Annotated in this window: 19 protein-coding genes; 15 read left to right on the forward strand and 4 right to left on the reverse strand. The window is 74.4% G+C overall.

All coding sequences use genetic code 11. The features are described 5' to 3' along the window. Window positions 1-127: 127 nt before the first annotated feature. Window positions 128-277, reverse strand: coding sequence for a hypothetical protein (locus ACFQ8T_RS20375; protein ID WP_429764160.1), 150 nt, complete (start codon window positions 275-277; stop codon window positions 128-130). Window positions 278-382: 105 nt separating this feature from the next. After that, window positions 383-1,333: a LysR family transcriptional regulator gene (locus ACFQ8T_RS20380; protein ID WP_430548292.1), complete on the reverse strand. Its 951-nt coding sequence runs from the start codon at window positions 1,331-1,333 to the stop codon at window positions 383-385. Window positions 1,334-1,477: 144 nt separating this feature from the next. Here ACFQ8T_RS20380 and ACFQ8T_RS20385 point away from each other — a divergent pair, with 144 nt between their 5' ends. The 8 genes from ACFQ8T_RS20385 (at window position 1,478) to dusB (ending at window position 10,690) form a co-directional block, all read left to right on the forward strand. Beyond that, window positions 1,478-2,668, forward strand: a complete 1,191-nt coding sequence (locus ACFQ8T_RS20385) for an NAD(P)/FAD-dependent oxidoreductase (protein ID WP_430548293.1) — start codon at window positions 1,478-1,480, stop codon at window positions 2,666-2,668. 17 nt (window positions 2,669-2,685) lie between these two features. Further along, on the forward strand, window positions 2,686-4,026 hold the full coding sequence (locus tag ACFQ8T_RS20390) for a 2-oxoadipate dioxygenase/decarboxylase family protein (RefSeq protein ID WP_430548294.1): 1,341 nt from the start codon (window positions 2,686-2,688) through the stop codon (window positions 4,024-4,026). Then, a complete protein-coding gene (locus ACFQ8T_RS20395; RefSeq protein ID WP_430548295.1) occupies window positions 4,023-5,579 on the forward strand; it encodes an aldehyde dehydrogenase family protein in 1,557 nt (518 codons plus the stop codon). Before ACFQ8T_RS20390 ends, ACFQ8T_RS20395 begins: the two co-directional genes overlap by 4 nt. Window positions 5,580-5,728: 149 nt before the next feature. After that, the gene (locus ACFQ8T_RS20400; RefSeq protein ID WP_430548296.1) at window positions 5,729-6,706 is read left to right on the forward strand and encodes an ABC transporter ATP-binding protein; all 978 of its coding nucleotides are present in this window, start codon (window positions 5,729-5,731) and stop codon (window positions 6,704-6,706) included. Beyond that, window positions 6,703-7,512, forward strand: coding sequence for an ABC transporter permease (locus ACFQ8T_RS20405; protein ID WP_430548297.1), 810 nt, complete (start codon window positions 6,703-6,705; stop codon window positions 7,510-7,512). The genes ACFQ8T_RS20400 and ACFQ8T_RS20405 overlap by 4 nt, the downstream gene beginning before the upstream one ends. A 44-nt stretch (window positions 7,513-7,556) precedes the next feature. After that, window positions 7,557-8,771, forward strand: coding sequence for a sensor histidine kinase (locus ACFQ8T_RS20410; protein ID WP_430548298.1), 1,215 nt, complete (start codon window positions 7,557-7,559; stop codon window positions 8,769-8,771). After that, complete coding sequence (locus tag ACFQ8T_RS20415) at window positions 8,768-9,373, forward strand: response regulator (protein ID WP_430548299.1); 606 nt, start codon at window positions 8,768-8,770, stop codon at window positions 9,371-9,373. Before ACFQ8T_RS20410 ends, ACFQ8T_RS20415 begins: the two co-directional genes overlap by 4 nt. 78 nt (window positions 9,374-9,451) lie before the next feature. After that, window positions 9,452-10,690: a tRNA dihydrouridine synthase DusB gene (dusB, locus tag ACFQ8T_RS20420; protein ID WP_430548300.1), complete on the forward strand. Its 1,239-nt coding sequence runs from the start codon at window positions 9,452-9,454 to the stop codon at window positions 10,688-10,690. Between the two features lie 133 nt (window positions 10,691-10,823). On the opposite strand, the gene ACFQ8T_RS20425 is transcribed toward dusB, so the two are convergent. Next, a complete protein-coding gene (locus ACFQ8T_RS20425; RefSeq protein WP_430548301.1) occupies window positions 10,824-12,641 on the reverse strand; it encodes a glycoside hydrolase family 13 protein in 1,818 nt (605 codons plus the stop codon). Window positions 12,642-12,758: 117 nt separating this feature from the next. Beyond that, the gene (locus tag ACFQ8T_RS20430; protein WP_430548302.1) at window positions 12,759-13,781 is read right to left on the reverse strand and encodes a LacI family DNA-binding transcriptional regulator; all 1,023 of its coding nucleotides are present in this window, start codon (window positions 13,779-13,781) and stop codon (window positions 12,759-12,761) included. Between the two features lie 223 nt (window positions 13,782-14,004). Here ACFQ8T_RS20430 and ACFQ8T_RS20435 point away from each other — a divergent pair, with 223 nt between their 5' ends. The 7 genes from ACFQ8T_RS20435 to ACFQ8T_RS20465 form a co-directional block, all read left to right on the forward strand. After that, entirely contained in the window at window positions 14,005-15,240 is a 1,236-nt protein-coding gene (locus tag ACFQ8T_RS20435) for an extracellular solute-binding protein (protein ID WP_430548303.1), read from the forward strand. Then, a complete protein-coding gene (locus ACFQ8T_RS20440; RefSeq protein WP_430548304.1) occupies window positions 15,240-16,817 on the forward strand; it encodes an ABC transporter permease subunit in 1,578 nt (525 codons plus the stop codon). The genes ACFQ8T_RS20435 and ACFQ8T_RS20440 overlap by 1 nt, the downstream gene beginning before the upstream one ends. Further along, entirely contained in the window at window positions 16,817-17,746 is a 930-nt protein-coding gene (locus ACFQ8T_RS20445) for a sugar ABC transporter permease (protein ID WP_430548305.1), read from the forward strand. The genes ACFQ8T_RS20440 and ACFQ8T_RS20445 overlap by 1 nt, the downstream gene beginning before the upstream one ends. A gap of 92 nt (window positions 17,747-17,838) precedes the next feature. Beyond that, a complete protein-coding gene (locus ACFQ8T_RS20450) occupies window positions 17,839-18,474 on the forward strand; it encodes a hypothetical protein (protein WP_430548306.1) in 636 nt (211 codons plus the stop codon). A 54-nt stretch (window positions 18,475-18,528) separates the two neighbouring features. Next, window positions 18,529-20,448: a glycoside hydrolase family 13 protein gene (locus ACFQ8T_RS20455; protein WP_430548307.1), complete on the forward strand. Its 1,920-nt coding sequence runs from the start codon at window positions 18,529-18,531 to the stop codon at window positions 20,446-20,448. Between the two features lie 88 nt (window positions 20,449-20,536). After that, a complete protein-coding gene (locus tag ACFQ8T_RS20460) occupies window positions 20,537-21,295 on the forward strand; it encodes a metallophosphoesterase family protein (protein ID WP_430548308.1) in 759 nt (252 codons plus the stop codon). A gap of 74 nt (window positions 21,296-21,369) precedes the next feature. Further along, window positions 21,370-22,647 (forward strand): deoxyguanosinetriphosphate triphosphohydrolase (locus ACFQ8T_RS20465; protein WP_430548325.1); only part of this gene is annotated, 1,278 nt, incomplete at its 3' end.

A 22,647-nucleotide genomic window follows, 5' to 3' on the forward strand; every position in this document is an offset into this window, starting at 1 on the left:
TTGCCCCCCCCTACCCGCGCGTCCCCCGTGCCGGTTTGTCGGGGGCCCCCCCCCTTCCCTCCCTCGGGGGCGGGGGCCCGCCCCGCCCCCCCCGCGCCCCTTCGTGCGTCCCCCTGACGCTGCTCGCTCAGGTGCGGCTTCGCCGCACCAGCCCGAGCACGAGGCTCGCGACCAGGACGATGACGCCGAGCCAGATCAGGAACTGGCCGATGCTCGTCGCGACCCCGAGGATCACGAGGACGACGCCGACCAGAACGAGGATGAGCCATGCGGGCATGGGGACCTCCAGTCTCTTCGCGCCGCCCGTGCGGCGACGCGATCGCGACGATGTTGGCACGCATTCCCGATACACGCGCGTTGTCGGCTTCGCCCGTGATGCCCGTCACAAGCCGGTCGTGAACCGGCCCGTCCCGTGCACCACGGCCTCGATGGTCCGGGCCACCGCCTCGACCGCGGGACGGCGAGGCGCCGTCGACGGCTCGAGCAGCACGATCTCGCGCTCCACGAGGTCGAACAGGGTGGTCGTGCGCAGGTCGTGGGCGGGACGCAGCGTGAGCATGATCGGCGTGGCGAGCGTCACGCCGAGCCCCTGTGCCACCAGGGCCAACGTCGTGGAGGTGTCGTTCACCTCGTGCGCGGCGCGGGGCTCGAACCCGGCCGCGCGGCAGGCGCCCCGCACCGCCGCGCCGTAGTGGGTCGGCAGCGGGGGCAGGATCCAGGGCATGTCCGCGAGGTCGGCGAGGTGGAGGCGGGCCGGCAGGTCCGAGGAAGGCGTGGACACGAGCTCGAATCGCTCGGTCCGCAGAGGTCGGAGGGCCGTTCCGGGGAGCCGGGGGATGGGCGCGCCGGGATAGTCCAGGCCGAGACCGAGGTCGACGTCGCCGCGGCGCACCGCGCCTGCCACGTCGTCGACGGTGAGCTCGATACCGACCAGCGTGATCCGCGGGTGCGACTCGGCCACGCGCGCGACGAGCTGGGGCAGGAGGCTGGCCGCGACCGTCGCGAACGCGCCGACCCGCACGGTGCCCGACGCGTCGCCGCTCGCCGCGCGGGCCGAGTCGACGGCGTCGCGCTGGGCCGCCAGAAGGGCCTCGGCGCGCTCGGCGAGCGCGAGGCCCGCCTCGGTGAGCGCGACCCCGCGGCCGTGCGGCCGGACGACCTCGGTCCCCACCGCCCGGGCGAGCGCCGCCAGCTGGTGCGAGACGGCGCCGGTCGTGTAGCCGAGCGCCGCCGCGGCGGAGGTCATCGTGCGGTGGTCGGCGAGCGCGCGCAGCGCGCGCAGTCCCGACCACGGCAGGTCGCGTCCCGGCGGTTCGGCCGCACCGGTGTCCATCCGGCCAGGCTACAACCGTGCAGAGATCCTGGACGGTTTCGACGAGGAATCTTCGATGGTGCTGGACGCTCCACGGGGTCCACGATGGGCGCAGGCACGGCGGCGCGATGACGTGCGCGCCGGCGGCGTCGACGAGGAGGTCGGGTGGAGCATTCCCAGGCGGTGCCGTCGCGGGCGGACGCGGTCGTGGTCGGCGGCGGGGTGATGGGGGCGTCGGTCGCGTTCCACCTCGCGGAGGCGGGTGCCCACGTCGTGCTCGTGGAGTCGGGGGAGCTCGGCGGCGGGAGCTCGGGCAAGCCGATCGGCGGCGTGCGTGCGCAGTTCTCCGACCCGGCGAACGTGGCGCTGGGCCACCGCAGCCTGGAGCTCTTCGAGGACTTCCGGCAGCGACCGGGCCGCGACGTCGGGCTCCGGCAGACGGGCTACCTGTTCGCGCTGCCCACCGACGACGACGTCGCGCTGTTCGGGCGGTCGGTCGCGATGCAGCGCGCCCTCGGCGTCGACAGCCGCCTGCTCACCGTCGCCGAGGCCCGCCGGCTCAACCCCTATCTCTCGGCGACGGCGTACGCGGGCGCCGCCTTCGCGCCCCGCGACGGCTGGGCGCACCCGGCGGCCGTCGTCGCCGGGTACGCGGACGGCGCGCGGCGGCACGGGGCGAGCGTCGTCACCGGTGCCCCGGTGACCGCCGTCGAGCCCGGTCCGGACGGCCGGTCGACGGTCGTCACGGACCGGGGCGCCGTCACCGCGCCCGTCGTCGTGGTGTGCGCCGGGGCCTGGTCGCGCGCCGTCGGGGCGCTCGCGGGAATCGACCTGCCCGTCGAGCCCGTGCGCCGCCAGATCGCCCTCACCGCGCCCCTCGAGCCGGCGCCGCCGACGCTGCCGTTCACCATCGACTTCGGCACCACGTTCTACCTGCACAACGCGGACGCCCGCGGCACGCTGCTGCTGGGTGCCTCGGAGCCGGACACCCCGGTCGGCTTCGACACCGCGTACGACCCGGCGTGGGAGCCGTGGCTGCGCGGGCTCGCCGCGCGCGCCACCCCGGCGCTCGCCGACGCCCCGCTGACCGGCGGCTGGGCCGGGCTGTACGAGCTCACCCCCGACCACGACGCGCTGATCGGCGAGGCGCCGACCGGCCCCGGCGGCGCGCGCCTCCTGTACGCCTGCGGCTTCTCCGGGCACGGCTTCCTGCAGGCGCCCGCCGTGGGCGAGGCCGTGACCGACCTGTACCTCGGCCGGGCGGGGACGCCCGCGGCACACGGGGTCGACGTGTCCGCGTTCGACGCCGGGCGGTTCGGGGCGCGACGGTCGCGCACCGAGGCCAACATCATCTGAGAGAGGACGCACGCACCGTGACGACCGACCACTTCGAGCCGTGGCAGCTCCGCGCCGCGTTCGCGCGCTCGCTCTCCGACATGTACGGGCGGGAGGTGCCCGCCTACACGACGCTGCTCGAGGTGTCCCACGACGTCAACGCCGACGTCGTGCGCGCCCGCGGCGCCGACGCCGAGCGGCTGGGTTCCATCGACCGCGTCACCGCCGAACGGCACGGCGCGATCCGCGTGGGCACCCCCGCGGAGCTGCAGCAGGTCGCCCGGATCTTCGGCGCGATGGGGATGCACCCGGTGGGGTTCTACGACCTGCGCGACGCGTCGTCGTCCTCCGTGCCCGTCATCTCCACGGCGTTCCGGCCGACCGACCGCGCCGAGCTGGCCCGGAACCCGTTCCGCGTCTTCACGTCCATGCTGGTGCCGTCCGACCGGCGGTTCTTCAGCGCCGACCTGCAGGCGCGGCTCGACACCTTCCTGACGCGGCGGTCGCTGTTCGGGCCCGAGCTGCTGGCTCTCGCGGACCGGGCGGAGGCCGACGGCGGCCTGTCCGCCGCCGACGCCGCGGAGTTCCTGCGCCTGGCCACGGCCGCGTTCGAGCTGGGGCGCGAGCCGGTCGACCAGGCCTGGTACCGGGAGCTGGAGGCCGTGTCCGCGGTGGCGGCGGACATCGGCGGCGTGCCGTCCACGCACATCAACCACCTCACCCCGCGCGTGCTCGACATCGACGACCTGTACGCCCGCATGGAGGCGCGCGGCATCACGATGATCGACGCCATCCAGGGCCCGCCGCTGTGGGAGGGGCCGGACGTGCTGCTGCGGCAGACGTCGTTCCGCGCGCTCGCGGAGCCGCGGACGTTCCGCACCCCGGACGGCGAGGTCGTGCAGGACTCCCTGCGCGTGCGCTTCGGCGAGGTCGAGGCGCGCGGGATCGCGCTGACCCGCGAGGGGCGGGCGCGGTACGACGCCGCCGTCGTGGAGGGCGCGACGCCCGACGTGTGGCGTCGCACCTTCCCGGACACCGAGGCCGGGCTCGCCCGGCAGGGCCTGGGGTACTTCACCTACGAGGTCGGCGACGACGGGACCGTGACCCGCGAGCCGATCGTCTACGAGGACTTCCTGCCCCGCTCCGCCGCCGGGATCTTCCAGTCGAACCTCACCGAGGAGGGCTCCAAGGACGCCAGCCAGGCGGGCGAGGAGCGTGACGCCGACTGGATGGCCGGCGCCGTCGGGCGCGAGCTGTTCGACCCCTTCGACCTGTACGCCGCGCAGGTGGCGGCGTCGCGCGACCGCGCGGCGAAGCGCCTCGGCGTCGACCCCCACCACCTTGAGAACCCCTCCACCCCACAGGGAGCCCAGGCATGACCACCCAGACCGACGGAACCCCGACGACCGGCACGCTGACGGCCGAGCTGCGCGACGCCGCGCTCGCGGCCCTGTCCCGGATCGGCGCCGACGTCCCCGCCGCCCCCGCCGACGGCGGGCTGCCCGTCGTCTCGCCGCTGGCCGGCGAGGCGCTGCTGACGCTCCCGGAGGCGGGAGCGGCCGACGTCGACGCCGCGATCACCGCTGCCGCGGAGGCGTTCCGCACCTGGCGCTCCGTGCCCGGCCCGGTGCGCGGCGGGGTCGTACGGCGACTCGGCGAGCTGCTCACCGAGCACAAGGCGGACCTGGCCGAGCTCGTGACCATCGAGGCCGGCAAGATCACCTCCGAGGCGCTCGGCGAGGTGCAGGAGATGATCGACGTCTGCGACTACGCCGTGGGCCTGTCGCGGTCCCTCGGCGGGCGCACGATGCCGTCCGAGCGCCCCGGCCACCGCCTCATGGAGCAGTGGCACCCGCTCGGCGTGGTGGGCGTCGTGAGCGCGTTCAACTTCCCGGTCGCGGTGTGGTCGTGGAACACGGCCGTCGCGCTGGTCTGCGGCGACACCGTGGTGTGGAAGCCGAGCGAGAAGACGCCGCTGAGCGCGCTCGCGTCGAACGCGCTGCTGCGCCGCGCGCTGGCGGAGGCCGGCTTCCCGGAGGCGGTGAGCCAGGTGGTGCTCGGGGCCCGGGACGCGGGCGAGGCGCTCGTCGCCGACCGGCGCGTCGCGCTGCTGTCGGCCACCGGCTCGGAGCGCATGGGCCAGCAGGTGGCGCCCGTCGTCGCCGGGCGGGGCGGCCGGTACCTGCTGGAGCTCGGCGGCAACAACGCGGCCGTCGTCGCGCCGTCCGCGGACCTCGACCTCGCCGTGCGCGGCATCGTCTTCGCCGCGGCCGGCACCGCCGGGCAGCGGTGCACCTCCCTGCGGCGGCTCATCGTGCACTCGTCGGTGGTCGACGACCTCGTCACCCGCCTCGAGCCCGTCTACGCCGGGCTCCCGATCGGCGACCCGCGCGCCGACGGCACGCTCGTCGGGCCGCTCACCGACGCGGGCGCCCGCGACCGGATGCTCGCCGCCCTCGACGAGGCGCGGGCCGACGGCGGCACGGTCGTCGTCGGGGGAGCGGCGGTGGACGTCGACGGCGCACCGGGTGCGGCGTACGTCTCGCCCGCGCTGGTGCGGATGCCGGGGCAGACGGACGTCGTGCGCCGGGAGACGTTCGCGCCGATCCTCTACGTGCTCACCTACGAGACGTTGGAGGAGGCCATCGCGCTGCACAACGACGTCCCGCAGGGGCTGAGCAGCGCGATCTTCACGCTCGACGTCCGCGAGGCGGAGACGTTCCTGTCCGAGGTCGGCTCCGACTGCGGCATCGTCAACGTGAACATCGGCACCTCCGGGGCGGAGATCGGCGGCGCGTTCGGCGGCGAGAAGTCCACCGGCGGCGGCCGCGAGTCCGGCTCCGACTCGTGGAAGCAGTACATGCGTCGTGTCACCAACACGGTCAACTACTCGACCGAGCTGCCCCTGGCGCAGGGCGTGAACTTCGGCTGACCCGCCCCCGTCGTGGGTGGGCTCGTGGCCCACTTTCGGGCTCGACAAGGGCCACGAGCCCACCCACAACGCTGGGCATGACAGATGTCATGGCCACGTCGTGACAGGCGACCCTGCAGGTCAGGGCGCCGCGCGACGACGATCGAGGCATGACCTCGACGACCGGCTCGCACACCGCGAGCACCCCCGCGCTGAGCCTGCGCGGGCTGCGCAAGGAGTTCCCGTCGCCCGCCGGACCTGTCCGGGCGGTCGACGGCATCGACCTGGAGATCGCCCCCGGCGAGGTGGTGGCCTTCCTCGGCCCCAACGGCGCCGGCAAGACCAGCACGATCGACATGGTCCTCGGCCTGAGCGCCCCGACCTCCGGCACCGTGCAGGTGTTCGGCGCCGACCCGGCCGACGCGATCGCCGCCGGGCGCGTGGCCGCCGTCATGCAGACCGGCGGGTTGCTGCGCGACATCACGGTCGGCGAGACGGTCGCCCTCACCGCGGCGCTGTTCGGCCGCACCGGCTCGCCCGTGCCGTACCTGGAGCGTGCCGGCATCGCCGACCTCGCCGACCGCATGGTGGGCACGTGCTCCGGCGGCCAGCAGCAGCGCCTCCGGTTCGCGATGGCGCTGGTCAGCGAGCCCGACCTGCTCCTCCTCGACGAGCCCACGACCGGCATGGACGTGGAGGGCCGCCGCGAGTTCTGGGCCGCCATCCGCGCCGACGCCGCCGCCGGCCGCACCGTGGTGTTCGCCACGCACTACCTGGAGGAGGCCGACACGTACGCGGACCGCGTCGTGCTGGTCAGTCAGGGCCGGGTCGTCGCCGACGGCTCCACCGCGGAGGTGCGGAGCCTCGCGTCCGGCCGCACGGTGAGCGCGCGGATCGACGACGACGGCGACCGCGCCGCCGTCGCCGCGCGCCTGCGGGAGCTGCCCGCCGTGGACGCCATCGACCACCGCGGGGCCCGGCTCCTGGTGCGCACGCCCGACTCCGACGCCGTCGCCCGCTTCCTGCTCACGCAGACCCCCGCGCGTGACCTCGAGGTCGCGTCAGAGAACCTCGAGGACGCGTTCGTCGCCCTCACCACCACCGCGGCCCCCGGCGCCGCGCCGAGCACGGACGGAGCCACCCGATGAGCGCCACCACCTCGACCACCGGCGCGGCGCCGGCCGTCACGACGACCCGTGCCGCGCGGCCACGCATCCGCACGTCGGCCGCGGTGCGCACCTACCTGGCCCTCGAGCTGCGTCGTTCGCTGCGCAACCGGCGCACCCTGATCTTCTCGACGGTCATGCCGCCGGTCCTCTTCCTCGTCTTCGGGCTGCAGGGCGACTACGCGAACCAGAGCACGGGGAACGGCAACGTCACGGGGTGGATCGCCGTCTCGATGGCGCTCTACGGGGCCATGGTGACCGCGACCGGCGGCGGGGCGAGCGTGTCCGTGGAACGTGCCCAGGGTTGGACCCGGCAGCTGCGACTGACGCCGCTGCGGCCCTCCGCGTACGTCGCGGTCAAGGTCGCGGGCTTGATGGTGCTGGGCGCGGCCTCCGTCGCCCTCACGCTCGTCGTCGCGGCCTTCACCGGGGCCCAGATGTCGGCGGGGGCCTGGGCGCTGTGCGCCCTGCTGGCCTGGGTGGGCTCCCTGGTCTTCGCGGCGTTCGGCCTGTTCATGGGCTATCTCCTGCCTGCGGAGAACGTCATGCAGATCCTGGGCCCGCTGCTCGCGCTGCTGTCGTTCGCCGGCGGCCTGTTCGTCCCGCTCGGCGACGGCTGGTGGGCCACCGTGGCGCAGTTCTTCCCCACCTACGGGCTGGCCGAGCTGGTGCACGCGCCGCTCGGGGGCGACCTCGGGCCCGCGGCCGTCGTGAACGTGGTCGCCTGGGCCGCGATCTTCGCCGCGGGTGCCGCCTGGCGGTTCCGCAAGGACACGGCGCGGGTGTGAGCAGCCAGGCCCGCCGCCTGCCCGGGCGTGGCACGGTGGGGGGCGTGATCTCGACGTCCCCCACCGCGCCGCCCGACGAGCCCGGGGGCGGCGTCGCGTCCGGCCCCGTGGCCCCGGGCCCACCCCCCTGGGCGAGGCGCCGCCTCGGGCTCTTCGTCTCGGTGGTCTGGGTCGTCTTCCTGGCCGAGCCGCTCACGGCGTCGCTCGACGCCGAGACACTGGCGCTGCGAGTCGTCGGTGTGCTCGGTGTGCTCGGCGTGGGCGGGGTCTTCGCCGGGACTGTGCTGACCTTGCAGCGCCGGGGGAGGGTGCCGCGCCGCGCCGCCGTCGTGCTGATCGTGGTGCAGGTCGCGTGCGTCGCCCTGTCGTGCCTCGCCGCGCAGGAGCACGGCCTCGTGGGCCTCGTCTTCGTCTGCGTCACGGCGATCTACTCGCTCGGGGGGCGCGCCCCCCTGTGGATCCTCGTGGCGAGCATCGTCGTCATGCTCGTGCTGCCGCGGGTGCTGCCGGGCTGGGCGACGGAGGACGGCAACGCGCTGGCCGTGGTGCTGGCGAGCGCCGCCGTGTACGGGTTCACCCAGGTCATCGACCGCAACCGGCGCCTGATCGCCGCGCAGCAGGAGCTCGCCGACCTGGCCGTCGCGCGCGAGCGCGAGCGCATCGCCCGCGACATGCACGACGTGCTCGGCCACTCGCTCACGGTGATCTCCGTCAAGGCGGAGCTCGCGGCGAAGCTGCTGCGCACCGCCGCCGACCGCCCGGCCACGGCGCCCGAGGAACGTGCCGCGAGCGAGGTGTCCGACATCCAGGACCTGGCCCGCGGGGCGCTCGCGGACGTGCGCGGCATGGTCGCCGGGTCCCGACAGGTGACTCTCGCCCGCGAGCTGGCCACGGCCCGGTCCGCGCTCGACGCGGCGGGGATCGAGGCGGACCTCCCGGGCGCCGTCGACGGCGTCCCCGCCGAGCACCGCGAGCTCTTCGCGTGGGTGCTGCGCGAGGGCACCACCAACGTGCTGCGGCACTCCGGGGCCGCCCGGGTCGTGGTGACCGCCGCGGCGGACCGCCTGGTCGTCGACGACGACGGCGATGGCGTCCCGGAAGGCCGCACGGACGGCGGGAACGGGCTGGCGGGTCTCACGGCGCGGGCCCGGGAGGCAGGCGCCGTGCTCGAGACCGGGCCGAGCCCGCTCGGAGGGTTCCGTCTCGCCGTCACCGTCCGTCCCGGGCCGGGTCCGGGCGATGCCAGGATCGTCCCGTGATCCGACTGCTGCTCGCCGACGACCAGGCCCTCGTGCGCGGCGCCCTCGCCGCGCTCCTCGACCTCGAGACCGACCTGGAGGTCGTGGCCCAGGTGGGGCGCGGTGACGAGGTGCTCGACGCCGCGCGGGCGTCCGCCGCCGACGTGGCCCTGCTCGACGTCGAGATGCCCGGCCTCGACGGCATCGCGGCCGCCGCGGCGCTGCGCCGGGAGCTGCCGGCGTGCCGCTCGCTCGTCGTGACCACGTTCGGCCGGCCCGGTTACCTGCGCCGGGCTCTCGACGCCGGCGCGAGCGGGTTCGTCGTCAAGGACACGCCCGCCGAGCAGCTCGCCGACGCCGTCCGCCGCGTGCACGCCGGGCTGCGCGCCGTCGACCCCGACCTCGCCGTCGCGTCCCTGGCCGTGGGGGCGAGCCCGCTCACCGAGCGCGAGCGGCACGTGCTGGCGCTCGCGGCCGACGGCGGCACGGTCGCGCAGGTGGCGGCGGAGGCGTTCCTCTCCGAGGGCACCGTGCGCAACTACCTGTCGGCGGCGATGGGCAAGACCGGCGCACGCACGCGGGCCGAGGCCGTGCGGATCGCGCAGGACAACGGCTGGCTCTGACCACCCCTGCGGGGCGCGCCCGGAGGGGGTGACGAACCTGACCGCGGGGGCCCGGCGGCGGTTTGCGACAATGGGGACGTGACTTCCACCCTCGATCCCGTCAGCACGCCCGCGTCCGGCGACCTCGGCGCGGCCGTGCCCGCCGCCGAGCGCGTCCTGCCGCCGCTGCAGATCGGGCCGATCACCGTGGACACCCCGGTGGTGCTGGCCCCGATGGCCGGCGTCACCAACCGCGCGTTCCGCACCCTGTGCCGCGAGGCCGGGGCGTCGCAGGGCTACGACCCCGGGCTCTACGTGGCGGAGATGGTGACCAGCCGCGCCCTCGTGGAGCGGAACGTCGAGTCGCTGCGGATCGTGACGTTCGGCGACGACGAGACGCCGCGCTCCGCCCAGGTCTACGGCGTCGACCCGGCCACCGTCGGCGCCGCGGTGCAGATCATCGCCGGCGAGGACCGGGCCGACCACGTCGACCTCAACTTCGGCTGCCCCGTGCCCAAGGTGACGCGCAAGGGCGGCGGCTCGGCGCTCCCGTGGAAGCGGCAGCTCTTCACCGACATCGTGCGGGCGGCCGTCGAGGCGGCCGAGCCGCACGGCGTCCCGGTCACCGTGAAGATGCGCAAGGGCATCGACGACGACCACCTCACGTACCTGGAGGCCGGTCGCATCGCGGAGTCGCTCGGCGTCGCCGCGGTGGCGCTGCACGCCCGCACCGCCGCCGAGTACTACTCGGGCACCGCCGACTGGACCGCCATCGCGCGGCTCAAGGAGGAGGTGCGCAGCGTCCCCGTGCTCGGCAACGGCGACATCTGGTCCGCCGAGGACGCGCTGCGCATGGTCCGTGAGACCGGGGCCGACGGCGTCGTCGTCGGGCGCGGCTGCCAGGGCCGCCCGTGGCTCTTCGCCGACCTCGCCGCCGCGTTCCACGGCACGACGACGCGGGTGCGCCCGGGCCTGCGCGAGGTCGCCGACACGATCTACCGGCACGGCGAGCTGATGATCGACTACTTCGACGGCGACGAGGGCAAGGGCATGCGCGACCTGCGCAAGCACATGGCCTGGTACCTCAAGGGGTACGTCGTCGGGGGAGAGGCGCGGCACGCGCTCGCGATGGTCTCCACGCTGGCCGAGCTGCGCGAGCGGCTCGACGCCCTCGACCTGGAGCAGGGGTACCCGGGCGAGGACGCCGAGGGGCCGCGCGGGCGCGCCGGCTCGCCGAAGCAGCCGCACCTGCCGTACGGCTGGCTCGACTCCCGCGAGCTCGACGCCGAGTTCGAGGCCAAGCTGCGCGAGGCCGAGCTCAGCGTCAGCGGCGGCTGACCGTCGCCGAGGTAGTACGAGCCTCCGCAGGGTAGGACGAGACCTGCCGAGGTAGTACGGGCCTGGCGAGGTGCACTACCTCGCGGAGTCTCGTACTACCTCGGCAGCTCTCGTCCTACCTCGGTGGGGTCGGTCAGGCGCGGAGCCAGACCGTGGTGTCGGCGGGGACGCGGGTCTGCGGGTCGGCGGAGCGGTCGGTCACGACCGGGCCGGAGGCGAGCAGCACCTCGGCGCCGCGGGGCAGGAGCACCGGCTCGGTGCCCAGGTTCGCGATCACGACGACGTCCTGGTTGCGCAGCGCGACGACGTGCGGCGAGTCGGCCCAGGCGTCCAGCCACGCGAGCGCGCCCTGGCCCAGGCCCTCGGCCTTGCGCAGCGCGAGCGCGGCGCGGTACGTCTCGAACGTCGAGCCCGCGACGCCGTACTGCGCGTCGGCGGCGTAGCGCGCGAACGATGCGGGCTGCGGCAGCCACGGCTCGCCGGCGGGCCCGAAGCCGTAGCCGGGGGCGTCGGCCGCCCACGGCAGCGGCACGCGGCAGCCGTCGCGGCCCGCCTCGGCGCCGCCGGTGCGGAAGTGCCCCGGGTCCTGGCGGACCTCGTTCGGCAGGGAGGTGTGCTCGGGCAGGCCGAGCTCCTCGCCCTGGAAGAGGTACGCCGACCCGGGCAGGCCGAGCATGAGCAGGCTGGCGGCGCGGGCGCGCCGCAGGCCGAGCTCCTCGTCGGGCTGCGGGTCGGTGGCGAAGACGCCGTTGACCTTGAGCGACGGGTCGGCGGAGCCGAGCCGCGACGGGTGCCGCACGACGTCGTGGTTGGACAGCACCCACGTGGTGGGCGCGCCGACCTCGTCGTTCGCCCGGTACGACGCCTCGACGACGGTGCGCAGGGCGGCGGCGTCCCACCCGGTCGTGAGGAACGAGAAGTTGAACGCCTGGTGCATCTCGTCCGGGCGCACGTAGCGGGCGAGGCGGCTCAGGGGCTCCACCCACGCCTCGGCGACGAGGCACCGCTCGCCGTCGTACTCGGCGAGCACCCGGTGCCAGGCCCGGTAGATCTCGTGCACGCCGTCCTGGTCGAACATCGGGCCCTGGTTGCCGGCGCCCGTGGAGCCGTCCTCGGGGGCGCCGGGGTCGGTGACCGGGGCGTCGTCGTCGGCCGAGCCGGCGACCATCTCCACGTGCCCGTCCCAGTCGGGCAGGCCGTCGGCCTTGATCATGCCGTGCGCGACGTCGACGCGGAACCCGTCCACGCCCCGGTCGAGCCAGAATCGCAGCACGTCCTCGAACTCGGCGCGCACCTCGGGGTTGGTCCAGTCGAGGTCGGGCTGGGTCGAGTCGAACAGGTGCAGGTACCACTGCCCGGGCGTGCCGTCGGGCTCGGTGACGCGCGTCCAGGCGGGGCCGCCGAAGATCGACTGCCAGTTGTTCGGCTCCTGCGAGCCGTCGGCGCCGCGGCCGTCGCGGAACATGTACCGCGCGCGCTCGGGGGAGCCGGGGGCGGCGGTCAGCGCCTCCTGGAACCAGGCGTGCTGGTCCGAGGTGTGGTTCGGCACGAGGTCGACGATCACGCGGATGCCGCGGGCGTGGGCGCCGGCGAGCAGGTCGTCGAAGTCGGCGAGGGTGCCGAACAGCGGGTCGACGTCGCGGTAGTCGGCGACGTCGTAGCCCGCGTCGTTCTGCGGGGAGCGGTAGAACGGGGACAGCCAGACGGCGTCGACGCCGAGCGTCTCGAGGTGGTCCAGCCGCGCCGTCACGCCGGGGATGTCGCCGATGCCGTCGCCGTTCGCGTCGGCGAACGAGCGCGGGTAGACCTGGTAGATCACGGCGTCGCGCCACCACTGCCGCGCGTCGCCGCTCCCGGCGTGCACGACGGCGCCGGTGCGGAGCAGGCCGCCCGTGTCGTCCCCCGTGTCGTCGGTCGCCGTCGGGACGGGTGCGGGCTGGGTGGAGGTCATCGCTGGCTTCCTCACCTGATCGGGGTCGGGGTCGGCACGGTCGGGTCGATCCGTGTCAGACCGTCGAGTGTAAGCGTTGCTGCAAGGGTTGCAGCAACGGACCCCGAAATGTGGCCCTCAGCCCTTCGGTGCGGCCCCCGTGGAGCCCCGCACGACCAGCTCTGGCGCGAACAACAGCTCGGTGCGGGTGGCCTGCTCGCCCTGGATCTCGGTGAGGAGCGCGCTCACGGTGGCCCTCGCCATGGCCTCGACGGGCTGCCGGACGGTGGTCAACGGCGGCTCGGTGAACGCGATGAGCGGCGCGTCGTCGTACCCGACGACCGAGACGTCGTGGGGCACCGACAGCCCGCGCGACCGCGCGGCGCGCACGGCGCCGAGCGCCATGAGGTCGGACGCGCAGACGACGGCCGTGTGCCCGGCGTCGAGGAGCTCGGCGGCCGCCGCCTGCCCGCCCTCGAGCGTGTAGAGGCTGGAACGTACGTGCTCCCGGGCTGCGGCCTCGTCGTCGGCCAGGCCGTGCCGCACGAGCGCGGCGAGGAACGCGGCGAGCTTGCGCCGCGAGGGGACGTACCGCTCGGGGCCGATCGCGAGGCCGATCGTGCGGTGGCCCAGGGTGACCAGGTGCTGCACCGCGACGTCCACGCTCGCGGCGTCGTCGGGCGAGACGAACGGCGCGTCGATCCCCGGCGCGTAGCCGTTGACCAGCACGATCGGCACGCCCTGGCTGCGCAGCATCGAGTAGCGGGTGTGGTCCGCGCGGGTGTCCGCGTGCAGGCCGGAGACGAAGACGATGCCGTCGACCGAGTGGTCCACCAGGGTGCTGACGTACTCGTCCTCGGTGGTGCCGCCCGGTGCCTGCGTGCACAGCAACGGCGTGTAACCGCGCTGGGCGAGGATCGACTCGATCGCCTGCGCGAAGGCGGGGAAGACCGGGTTGGTCAGCTCGGGGACGATGAGGCCGACGAGGCCCGCGGAGCGGCCGCGCAGCACCGAGGGGCGCTCGTACCCGAGGACGTCGAGCGCCGCGAGCACGGCCTGCCGGGTGGAGCTGGCCACGCCGGGCTTGCCGTTGAGCACGCGGGACACGGTGGCCGTCGACACGCCTGCCTGCTCCGCCAGGTCGCTCAGTCGGGTTCGCACCCGAGGAATCGTAGGGGACACGGGACCTCCTCGTCCTGGGGTGGGACGCCGACGGGTCGGCCGCCGGTCGCCTGCGCGTCGCCTCCATGTTGCCGCGCGTTGCTGAAAAGTTATCGCAAGATCTTGCATACCGCTGCAACGATCCGTACGTTGTGGGCATCAAGGGCCCCGCGACGAGCGCGTCGCGTGGGCCGTCCACCGATGACAGCTGGGAGTAACCACGATGCGAAGGAGCATCCTTCTCGCCTCGGCCCTGGCCACCACCCTGGCCCTGACGGCGTGCGGCAGCGGCGAGCCGAGCGGCGACGCGAGCGCGGACGCGGACGCGAGCGCCAAGCCCTCGGCCTCGGGCTCGCTGACGGTCTGGGTCGACGAGACCCGCGAGGCCGCGGTGACGACGGCCGCCGAGGCGTACGAGGCGGAGTCCGGCGTCGACGTCGAGATCGTCCAGAAGAACTTCGAGGACATCCGCGCCGACTTCCTCGCGCAGGTCCCCACGGGCGAGGGCCCCGACATCACCGTCGGTGCCCACGACTGGCTCGGCGAGTTCACCGCGAACGGCGTGGTCGCGCCGATCGAGCTCGGCGACAAGGCGGGCGACTTCATCCCGGTGTCGGTGCAGGCGTTCACGCAGGACGGCCAGGTCTACGGTCTGCCGTACGCGATCGAGAACATCGCGCTCATCCGCAACACGGAGCTCGCGCCCGAGGCGCCGAAGACGTACGACGACATGGTCGCCGCGGGGAAGAAGGCCGGCACCAAGTTCCCGTTCCTCATCCAGTCGGACGGCGACAAGGGCGACCCCTACACGTACTACCCGTTCCAGACGTCGTTCGGCGCGCCGGTCTTCGAGCAGAACGACGACGGGTCGTACCGGCCGGAGCTCGCCCTCGGCGGCGAGAACGGCGAGGCGTTCGCCACGTGGCTCGGCGAGCAGGGCGACGAGGGCAACCTCAGCATCGACATCTCGTACGACATCGCGGTCGAGGCGTTCGCCAAGGGCCAGTCGCCGTTCGTCATCGGCGGGCCGTGGATGCTCGAGCAGTTCAAGGACCTCGACCTCGCCGTCGACCCGATCCCGGCGCCGGGCGACCAGCCCGCGCAGCCGTTCGTCGGCGTCCAGGGCTTCTACGTGAGCGCGCAGAGCAAGAACGCCCTGCTCGCGAACGACTTCCTCGTCAACTACATGTCGACGCCGGAGGCGCAGACGGCGCTGTTCGAGGCCGGCGGCCGCCCGCCGGCGCTGGTCGAGGCCGCTGACGCGGCGTCCGAGGACCCGCTGGTCGCGGGCTTCCGCGAGGTCGGCGCCTCCGCCGTGCCGATGCCGTCCATCCCGGAGATGGGCTCGGTCTGGTCCTTCTGGGGCGTCACCGAGGCGAGCATCATCTCGGGCAAGGCCGACGACCCGGTCAAGGCCTGGAACAAGATGGTCTCCGACATCGAGGGTGCGCTCGGCTGATGTCGCGTGCCCGCTACAAGGGCGCCGAGGCCGGCTCCGGGACGTTCTCCGGAGCCGGCTTCGCCGTCAAGCTCGTGCTCATCGCGCTCGTGGACGCGCTCGGCGTCTTCGGCGTGCTCGCCGCGTGGCGTGCCGGGTCGTGGGGGATCCTCGCGGCCATGGTGGCGCTGCTCGTCGCCGCGAACTGGGTCTACTTCACCAAGCGCGCGCTGCCGCTGAAGTACATCCTGCCGGGGCTGGCGTTCCTGCTCGTCTACCAGGTGTACGTCGTCGGCTACACCGGCTACGTGGCGTTCACCAACTACGGCGACGGCCACAACTCCACCAAGGAGCAGGCGGTCGACGCCCTCCTGGTGCAGAACGAGCGCCGCGTCGAGGGCTCGCCCGCCCTGCCGCTGACGGTCGTCGAGGACGGGGACGGCGAGCTCGGCTTCGCCGTCGTCGAGGACGGCGCGGCGGAGGTCGGCACCGCCGAGGAGCCGCTCGCGGCGGCTCCCGACGCGACGATCGACGCCGGCGCGGTGACCGAGGTGCCGGGCTGGACGGTGCTCGACCGCGCGACCGTGCTGCAGCGGCAGGACGAGGTCACCACGCTGCGGGTGCCGGTGTCCGACGACGCCGCCGACGGCTCGGTGCGCACCCAGGACGCCCGGACGGGCTACGTCTTCCAGCCGGTGCTGGAGTACGACGAGGCTGCCGACACGATGACCGACACGTCGACCGGCGTGGTGTACGCGCCGAACGACGAGGGGCAGTTCGAGTCCGCCGACGGCGAGACGCTGCCCGTCGGCTGGCGCGTGACGGTGGGCTTCGAGAACTTCGCGACGGCGTTCGGCGACGAGCGGTACGCGGGCCCCTTCGTCAAGATCCTGCTGTGGACGTTCGCGTTCGCGGTGCTGTCCGTGGTGACGACGTTCGCGCTGGGCATGTTCCTCGCGATGGTCTTCAACGACCCGCGGCTGCGGGGGCGCAAGGTCTACCGGACCCTGATGATCCTGCCGTACGCGATGCCGGGGTTCCTCGCGGCCCTGCTGTGGTCCGGCATGCTCAACAAGAGCTTCGGCGTGATCAACCAGGTGCTGCTCGGCGGGGCCGCGATCCCGTGGCTCACGGACCCGTGGCTGGCGAAGCTGTCGGTGCTCGGGGTCAACCTCTGGCTCGGCTTCCCGTACATGTTCCTCATCTGCACGGGGGCGCTGCAGTCGCTGCCGGGCGACGTCTACGAGGCGGCCCGCATCGACGGCGCGGGCAAGTGGCGCACGTGGCGCTCGATCACGATGCCGCTGCTGCTGGTGGCCACGGCCCCGCTGCTCATCTCGAGCTTCGCCTTCAACTTCAACAACTTCACCCTGATCAAGATGCTGACGGGCGGCGGGCCGCGGTTCGACGACGCGTCGGTGCCGCTCGGGCACACGGACATCCTCATCTCGATGGTCTACAACGTGTCCGGGCTCGACGGCTCGGCGCCGCGCGACTACGGCCTCGCGAGCGCGCTGTCCATCGTGATCTTCGTGGTGGTCGGGGTCATCTCCGCCATCGCGTTCCGCCAGACCCGCAAGCTCGAGGAGCTGAGCTGATGACGACGTCGACCGACCGCGCGGGCTCGCGCCGAGGGACCGCGGCGCCGGGCACGGGGGAGCAGGTGCTGCGGCACCGCATGAAGCCGGGCCGCTGGGCCCGGGAGCTGGGCTGGCGGCACGTCGTCGGCGTGCTGGCGGTGCTGTACGCCGTCTTCCCGATCGTCTACGTCGTGTCCGCCTCGCTGTCGCCCACCGGCACCCTCACCGGCTCGAACGAGCTGTTCGCGCAGGTCAGCGGCGTGAACTATGCCGAGCTGGGCGACACCAGGTTCTGGACGTGGATGGGCAACACGCTCGTCATCGGCGTCGCGACGGCCGTGGGCACCGTGCTCATGGGTGCGGCCGCGGCGTACGCGTTCTCCCGCTTCCGGTTCGCCGGACGCCGCCTCGGCCTCACGTCGCTGCTGATCATCCAGATGTTCCCGCAGATGCTCGCGTTCGTCGCGATCTTCCTGCTGCTCATCTCCCTCGGCGAGGTCGTCCCGGCGCTGGGCCTGAACTCCAAGCTCGCGCTGATCTGCGTCTACCTCGGTGGCGCGCTGGGCGTGAACACGTTCCTCATGTACGGGTTCTTCAACACCGTGCCGCGGGAGCTCGACGAGGCGGCCAAGATCGACGGCGCCTCGCACGCCCAGGTGTACTGGACGATCATCCTGCGCCTCGTGACGCCGATCCTCGCCGTCGTGGCGCTGCTGAGCTTCATCAGCACGTTCGGCGAGTTCATCATCGCCCGGGTGGTGCTCCAGTCGGAGTCGAACTGGACGCTCGCGGTGGGGCTGTACGGCTGGGTGTCGTCGCTGCTCGAGGCCAACTGGGGCCTCTTCGCGGCGGGCGCCGTCCTGTCGGCGATCCCCGTGCTCGCGCTGTTCCTCTTCCTGCAGAAGTACATCGTGGGCGGCCTGACGGCGGGCTCCGTCAAGGGCTGACGGGCGGCCGCCGCGAGGTTCGCGCGGATCGACCTGCGATCCACCCGCGATCCTTGTGGCGGCCGTCACAGCACGGTCCTAGCCTGGGCGTCATGACCGACGACTCGCGCTCCTACGCCCCGGACCTCGCGCGTCTCACCGACGCCGCCGACGACTCGTTCTCCGTGCGCCGTGCGTACGGCGAGCCCTACGAGCACCAGGGCCAGCTGATCATCCCCGTCGCCAAGGTGTGGGGCGGCATCGGCACCGGCTCCGGCGGCGGCGCGGGCAACGGCTCCGCGAACGGTGCCGGCACCGGGTCGGGCAGCGGCTCCGGCCGCGGCACCGGCCAGGGCAAGGGCGACGGCAGCGCCCCGGGCTGGCGCCGGTCGTTCAGCGTCGGCTCGGGCGGGACCGACGCCGCCTCCGACGAGTCATCCGCCACGACGGAGGCCCCCGACGGACCGCGCGGCAGCGGGTCCGCGCACGGCGACGCCTCGGGCGAGGCACAGGGCGACGCCAAGGGCGAGCTGCAGGGCGAGGCCCACGGCGAGGGGCACGGCGAGGGCGGCGGCGGAGGCGGCGGCTACGGGCTGCGTGTCAAGCCGCTGGGCGTCTTCGTGGTCTCGGCCGAGGGCACGCGCTACCAGCCGGTGCTGGACCTCAACAGGGTGATCCTCGGCGGCCAGGTCGTCGGGATCGCCATCGCGCTCGCCGCCGGGTGGGCGATCGGGCGCCGCCGCCACTGACCGTCGTCCCGCGTCGGTCGGGCGGCCAGCCCGCCGGACCGACGAGAGGACGACATGACCACGCACGCCACCCCGACCACCGCACCGACCACCGCCCCGGGCGCCGTCCGCACCCTCCTGGACGCGCCCCACCACGACGGCTCGGCGCTGTTCGCCCCGACCGCGACGCCGGCGCTCGGCGACGAGGTCGCCGTGCGCGTGCGGGTGCCGAAGGGGGCGGGCGTGCGCGACGTCCGCGTCCGGACCGTGCGCGACGGCGAGCCCCGCCTGCTGCCCGCCCGCCGCGACGGCGGCGACGCGCACGAGGACTGGTACGCGGCCGATGTCGTCGTGCACCACCCGGTGACCTCCTACCGCTTCTTCCTCGACGTGCCGGGCGGCTACCGCTGGCTCGACGGGCGCGGGGTGCACGACCGCGAGGTGCCCGACGCCGCGAGCTTCCGCCTCACCACCCACGCGCCGGCGCCCGGGTGGCTGCGCGACGGGCTCGCCTACCAGGTCTTCCCCGACCGCTTCGCGCGCTCCGCCGCGGCCGACGGCCGGGACGTCCCGGGATGGGCCGTGCCCGCCGCGTGGGACGACGAGCCCGCCGGCTCCGGGCCGCTGGCCGGCACGCAGCTCTTCGGCGGCGACCTCGACGGCGTCGCCCTGCACCTCGACCACCTCCAGGCGCTCGGCGTGCGCACCCTCTACCTGACGCCGGTCTTCCCGGGACGGTCGAACCACCGCTACGACGCGGCGACCTTCGACCACGTCGACCCGCTGCTCGGCGGTGACGCCGCGTACGCGCGCCTCGCCCGGGCCGTGCACGACCGCGGGATGCGCCTCATGGGCGACGTGACGACCAACCACACCGGAGACGGGCACGAGTGGTTCGCCCAGGCCCTCGAGGACCCGGCCTCGCCCGAGCGCGGGCTGTACCTGTGGGACGACGGCGGGCCCGACGTCGTGCGGCCGGACGGCGGAGACCCCTACGTCGGCTGGCTCGGGCACGGGTCGCTGCCCAAGCTCGACTGGGCGGCCGACGAGACGTGGCGGCGCATGGTCACCGGGGAGGACGCGGTGATCGCGCGGTACCTGCGCGAGCCGTTCGCCCTCGACGGGTGGCGCGTGGACGTCGCCAACATGACCGGACGGCGGGGGAGCGCGGACCGCACGCACGCCGTCGCGCGGGCGCTGCGCGAGCGCATCCTCGCGGAGCGTCCCGACGGCGCGCTGGTCGCCGAGCACTTCCACGACGCCGCCGGGGACCTGGTCGGCGACGGGTGGCACGCGACCATGAACTACGCGGGCTTCACGCGCCCGGCCTGGTCGTGGCTGGTGCCCGACGGCTCGGACGTGCCGTTCCTCGACCTGCCCGTGCCGGTGCCGCGCCGCCCGGCGGCCGCCATGGTGGAGACGATGCGCGAGGTCGCGGCCCTGGTGCCCTGGCAGGTGGCGGCCACCCAGTGGAACATGCTGGGCTCGCACGACACCCCGCGGCTGCGCTCGATCGTCGGCTCGCGGGAGCTCGTCGAGGTCGCAGCAACCCTGCTGTTCACCTACCCGGGCGCGCCCGTCGTGTTCGCGGGCGACGAGGTGGGCGCCACCGGCACCAACGGGGAGCACGCCCGCACCACGATGGCGTGGGACCAGGCCGCGCGCGGCGGCGGCCCCCGGTGGGACGCCGCGACTCTGGACGTCTACCGGCGCCTGTCCGCGCTGCGCTCGTCGTCCGGCGCCCTGCGCGACGGCGGCCTGCGCTGGGCCGCGGTGCACGACGACGCGGTGGCCTACCTGCGCGAGACGCCGCACGAGCGCGTGCTCGTGGTGCTGGCCCGGGCGCCGTGGCCGGGCGTGCGGCTGCCGGGACACCTGCTCGCGCCCGGCGCGGAGCCGGAGGTGCTGTACGGCGGCCTCGCCGTCCGCGCGACCGCGGACGGCCTGGACGTCGCCGGCGACGGGCCGGGCGTCGCCGTCGTCCGCCTCGCCTGACGGCCGACCATGCACCTGCGCACCTCTGACCGCTCAGAACGTGCGCAGGTGCATGGTCGGCGCGGGCGGTCGTGACAGCATCGTCCTCGTGCCCCGTGATCTGGACCGCATCGCCGTCATCTCCGACGTCCACGGCAACCTCGGCGCGCTGGAGGCCGTGCTCGCGGACGTCGGGGCCCGCGGCATCACCCGCGTGGTCAACCTCGGCGACGACGCGGGCAAGGGGCCGCGGGGCAGCGCCGTCGTCGACCGCCTGCGCGAGGTGTGCGAGGCGGACGTCCGCGGCAACTGGGACGACTTCCTGCCGCGGCTCGAGGACGGCGCGCCGCCGGAGATGGCGTGGTGGCGCGACGAGCTGCGACCGGACCAGCTCGCGTGGCTCGGCGCCAAGCCCCTGAGCCACGACCTGCTGCTGTCGGGACGCCGCGTGCGGCTGTTCCACGCGTCGGCCACGAGCGTGCACACGCGCGTGCACTTCCACCACACGCCGGAGGAGTTCGCGGGCATGTTCGCCGCGACGGACCTCACCGGGCCCGGACCGGAGCCCACGGTCGTGGGGTACGGCGACGTGCACGACGCGTACCTCGAGACGCACCACGGCCGGACGCTGTTCAACACCGGGAGCGTGGGCAACCCGCTGGACGACCCGACCCCGGTGTACGTGATCCTCGAGGGCGTGCCGGACTCCCCGGACCCGGCGCCGTTCGGCGTCCAGCACGTGCGCGTGCCCTACGACGTCGAGGCCGAGCTGGCCGTCGCGCGCCAGGTCGGGATGCCCCGGTACACGGAGTGGGCTCAGGAGCTGCGGACCGCCGTCTACCGCGGCGGGGGCGTCGCGGCGTCGTGAGCCGGGGCGTCGGCGGGGCTCGCTAGGCTGCCCCCGTGCAGACGTTCGAGCAGGGCGCATTCGACGCCGACGTGCTGGGTCCGGCCGCGCGCCCGGACACGGGCGAGGAGTGGCTCGGCTCGTACACGGACCAGGACACCGAGCGCTGGTACCCCGAGCCGCCCAAGTCGAAGCACCGGACGGCGTTCGAGCGCGACCGCGCCCGCGTCGTGCACTCCTCGGGCCTGCGTCGTCTGGGCGCGAAGACGCAGGTGCTGGGGCCCGGCAGCGACGACTTCGTGCGCACGCGGCTCACGCACTCGCTCGAGGTGGCCCAGGTGGGGCGGGAGATGGGGCGCGCGCTCGGCTGCGACCCGGACCTCGTGGACACCGCGTGCCTCACGCACGACCTCGGCCACCCGCCGTTCGGGCACAACGGCGAGCGGGCGCTCGCCGAGGTCGCGGAGGGTATCGGGGGCTTCGAGGGCAACGCCCAGACGCTGCGGCTGCTCACGCGGCTGGAACCCAAGATCTTCGCCGGCGACGGCTCGCCGCGCGGCCTCAACCTCACGCGCGCGAGCCTGGACGCCAGCGTGAAGTATCCCTGGGCGTTCGGCACCGGCCCCGCGCGCCCTGACGGTGCCCCGACGCCGAAGTTCGGCGTCTACCCGGACGACCGGCCGGTCTTCGAGTGGCTGCGGCGCGGCGCGCTCGGCAGCCGGGTGCGGTGCATGGAGGCGCAGGTCATGGACCTCGCCGACGACATCAGCTACTCGGTGCACGACGTCGAGGACGCGGTCGTGGGCGGCCGGCTCGACCTGCGGGTGCTCGACGACGCGGACGAGCGGGCGCGCGTCGCCGCGCACGTGCGCGCCTGGTACGGGAGCTGGCACGAGCCCGACGCGATCGACGCTGCGCTGTGCCGGCTGCGCGACACCGGCTACCTGGTGACGGACTTCGACGGCTCCCGCCGGGCGCTCGCCCGGCTCAAGGACGCGACCAGCCAGCTCATCGGCCGGTTCAGCGGGGCGGCCCAGGACGCGACGCGCGAGGTGTTCGGCGACGGCCCGCTCACCCGCTACGTGGCGCGGCTCGTCGTGCCGCAGGAGACGGCGGACGAGATCCTGGCCCTCAAGGGCGTCGCGGTCGCCTACGTCATGGCGCCGCGCGAGTCCGAGCCGGTGTACGGCGCGCAGCGCGAGATCGTCGGCGAGCTCGTCCACGTCCTGGCCGACCGCGCCCCCGACGTCCTGGAGCCGCCGTTCGCCGCCGACTGGCGCGCCGCGGCCGAGGGCGGGCCCCCGCGGGGGCGGGGGGGGGGGCCCGGGGCCGGGCGCGCCGACCGGTACGCCCCGCCCGGGGGCGCGGCGGGC

Origin of the sequence: Isoptericola sp. NPDC056618 (assembly GCF_042792715.1) — a bacterium.
Classification (GTDB): domain Bacteria; phylum Actinomycetota; class Actinomycetes; order Actinomycetales; family Cellulomonadaceae; genus Isoptericola; species Isoptericola nanjingensis.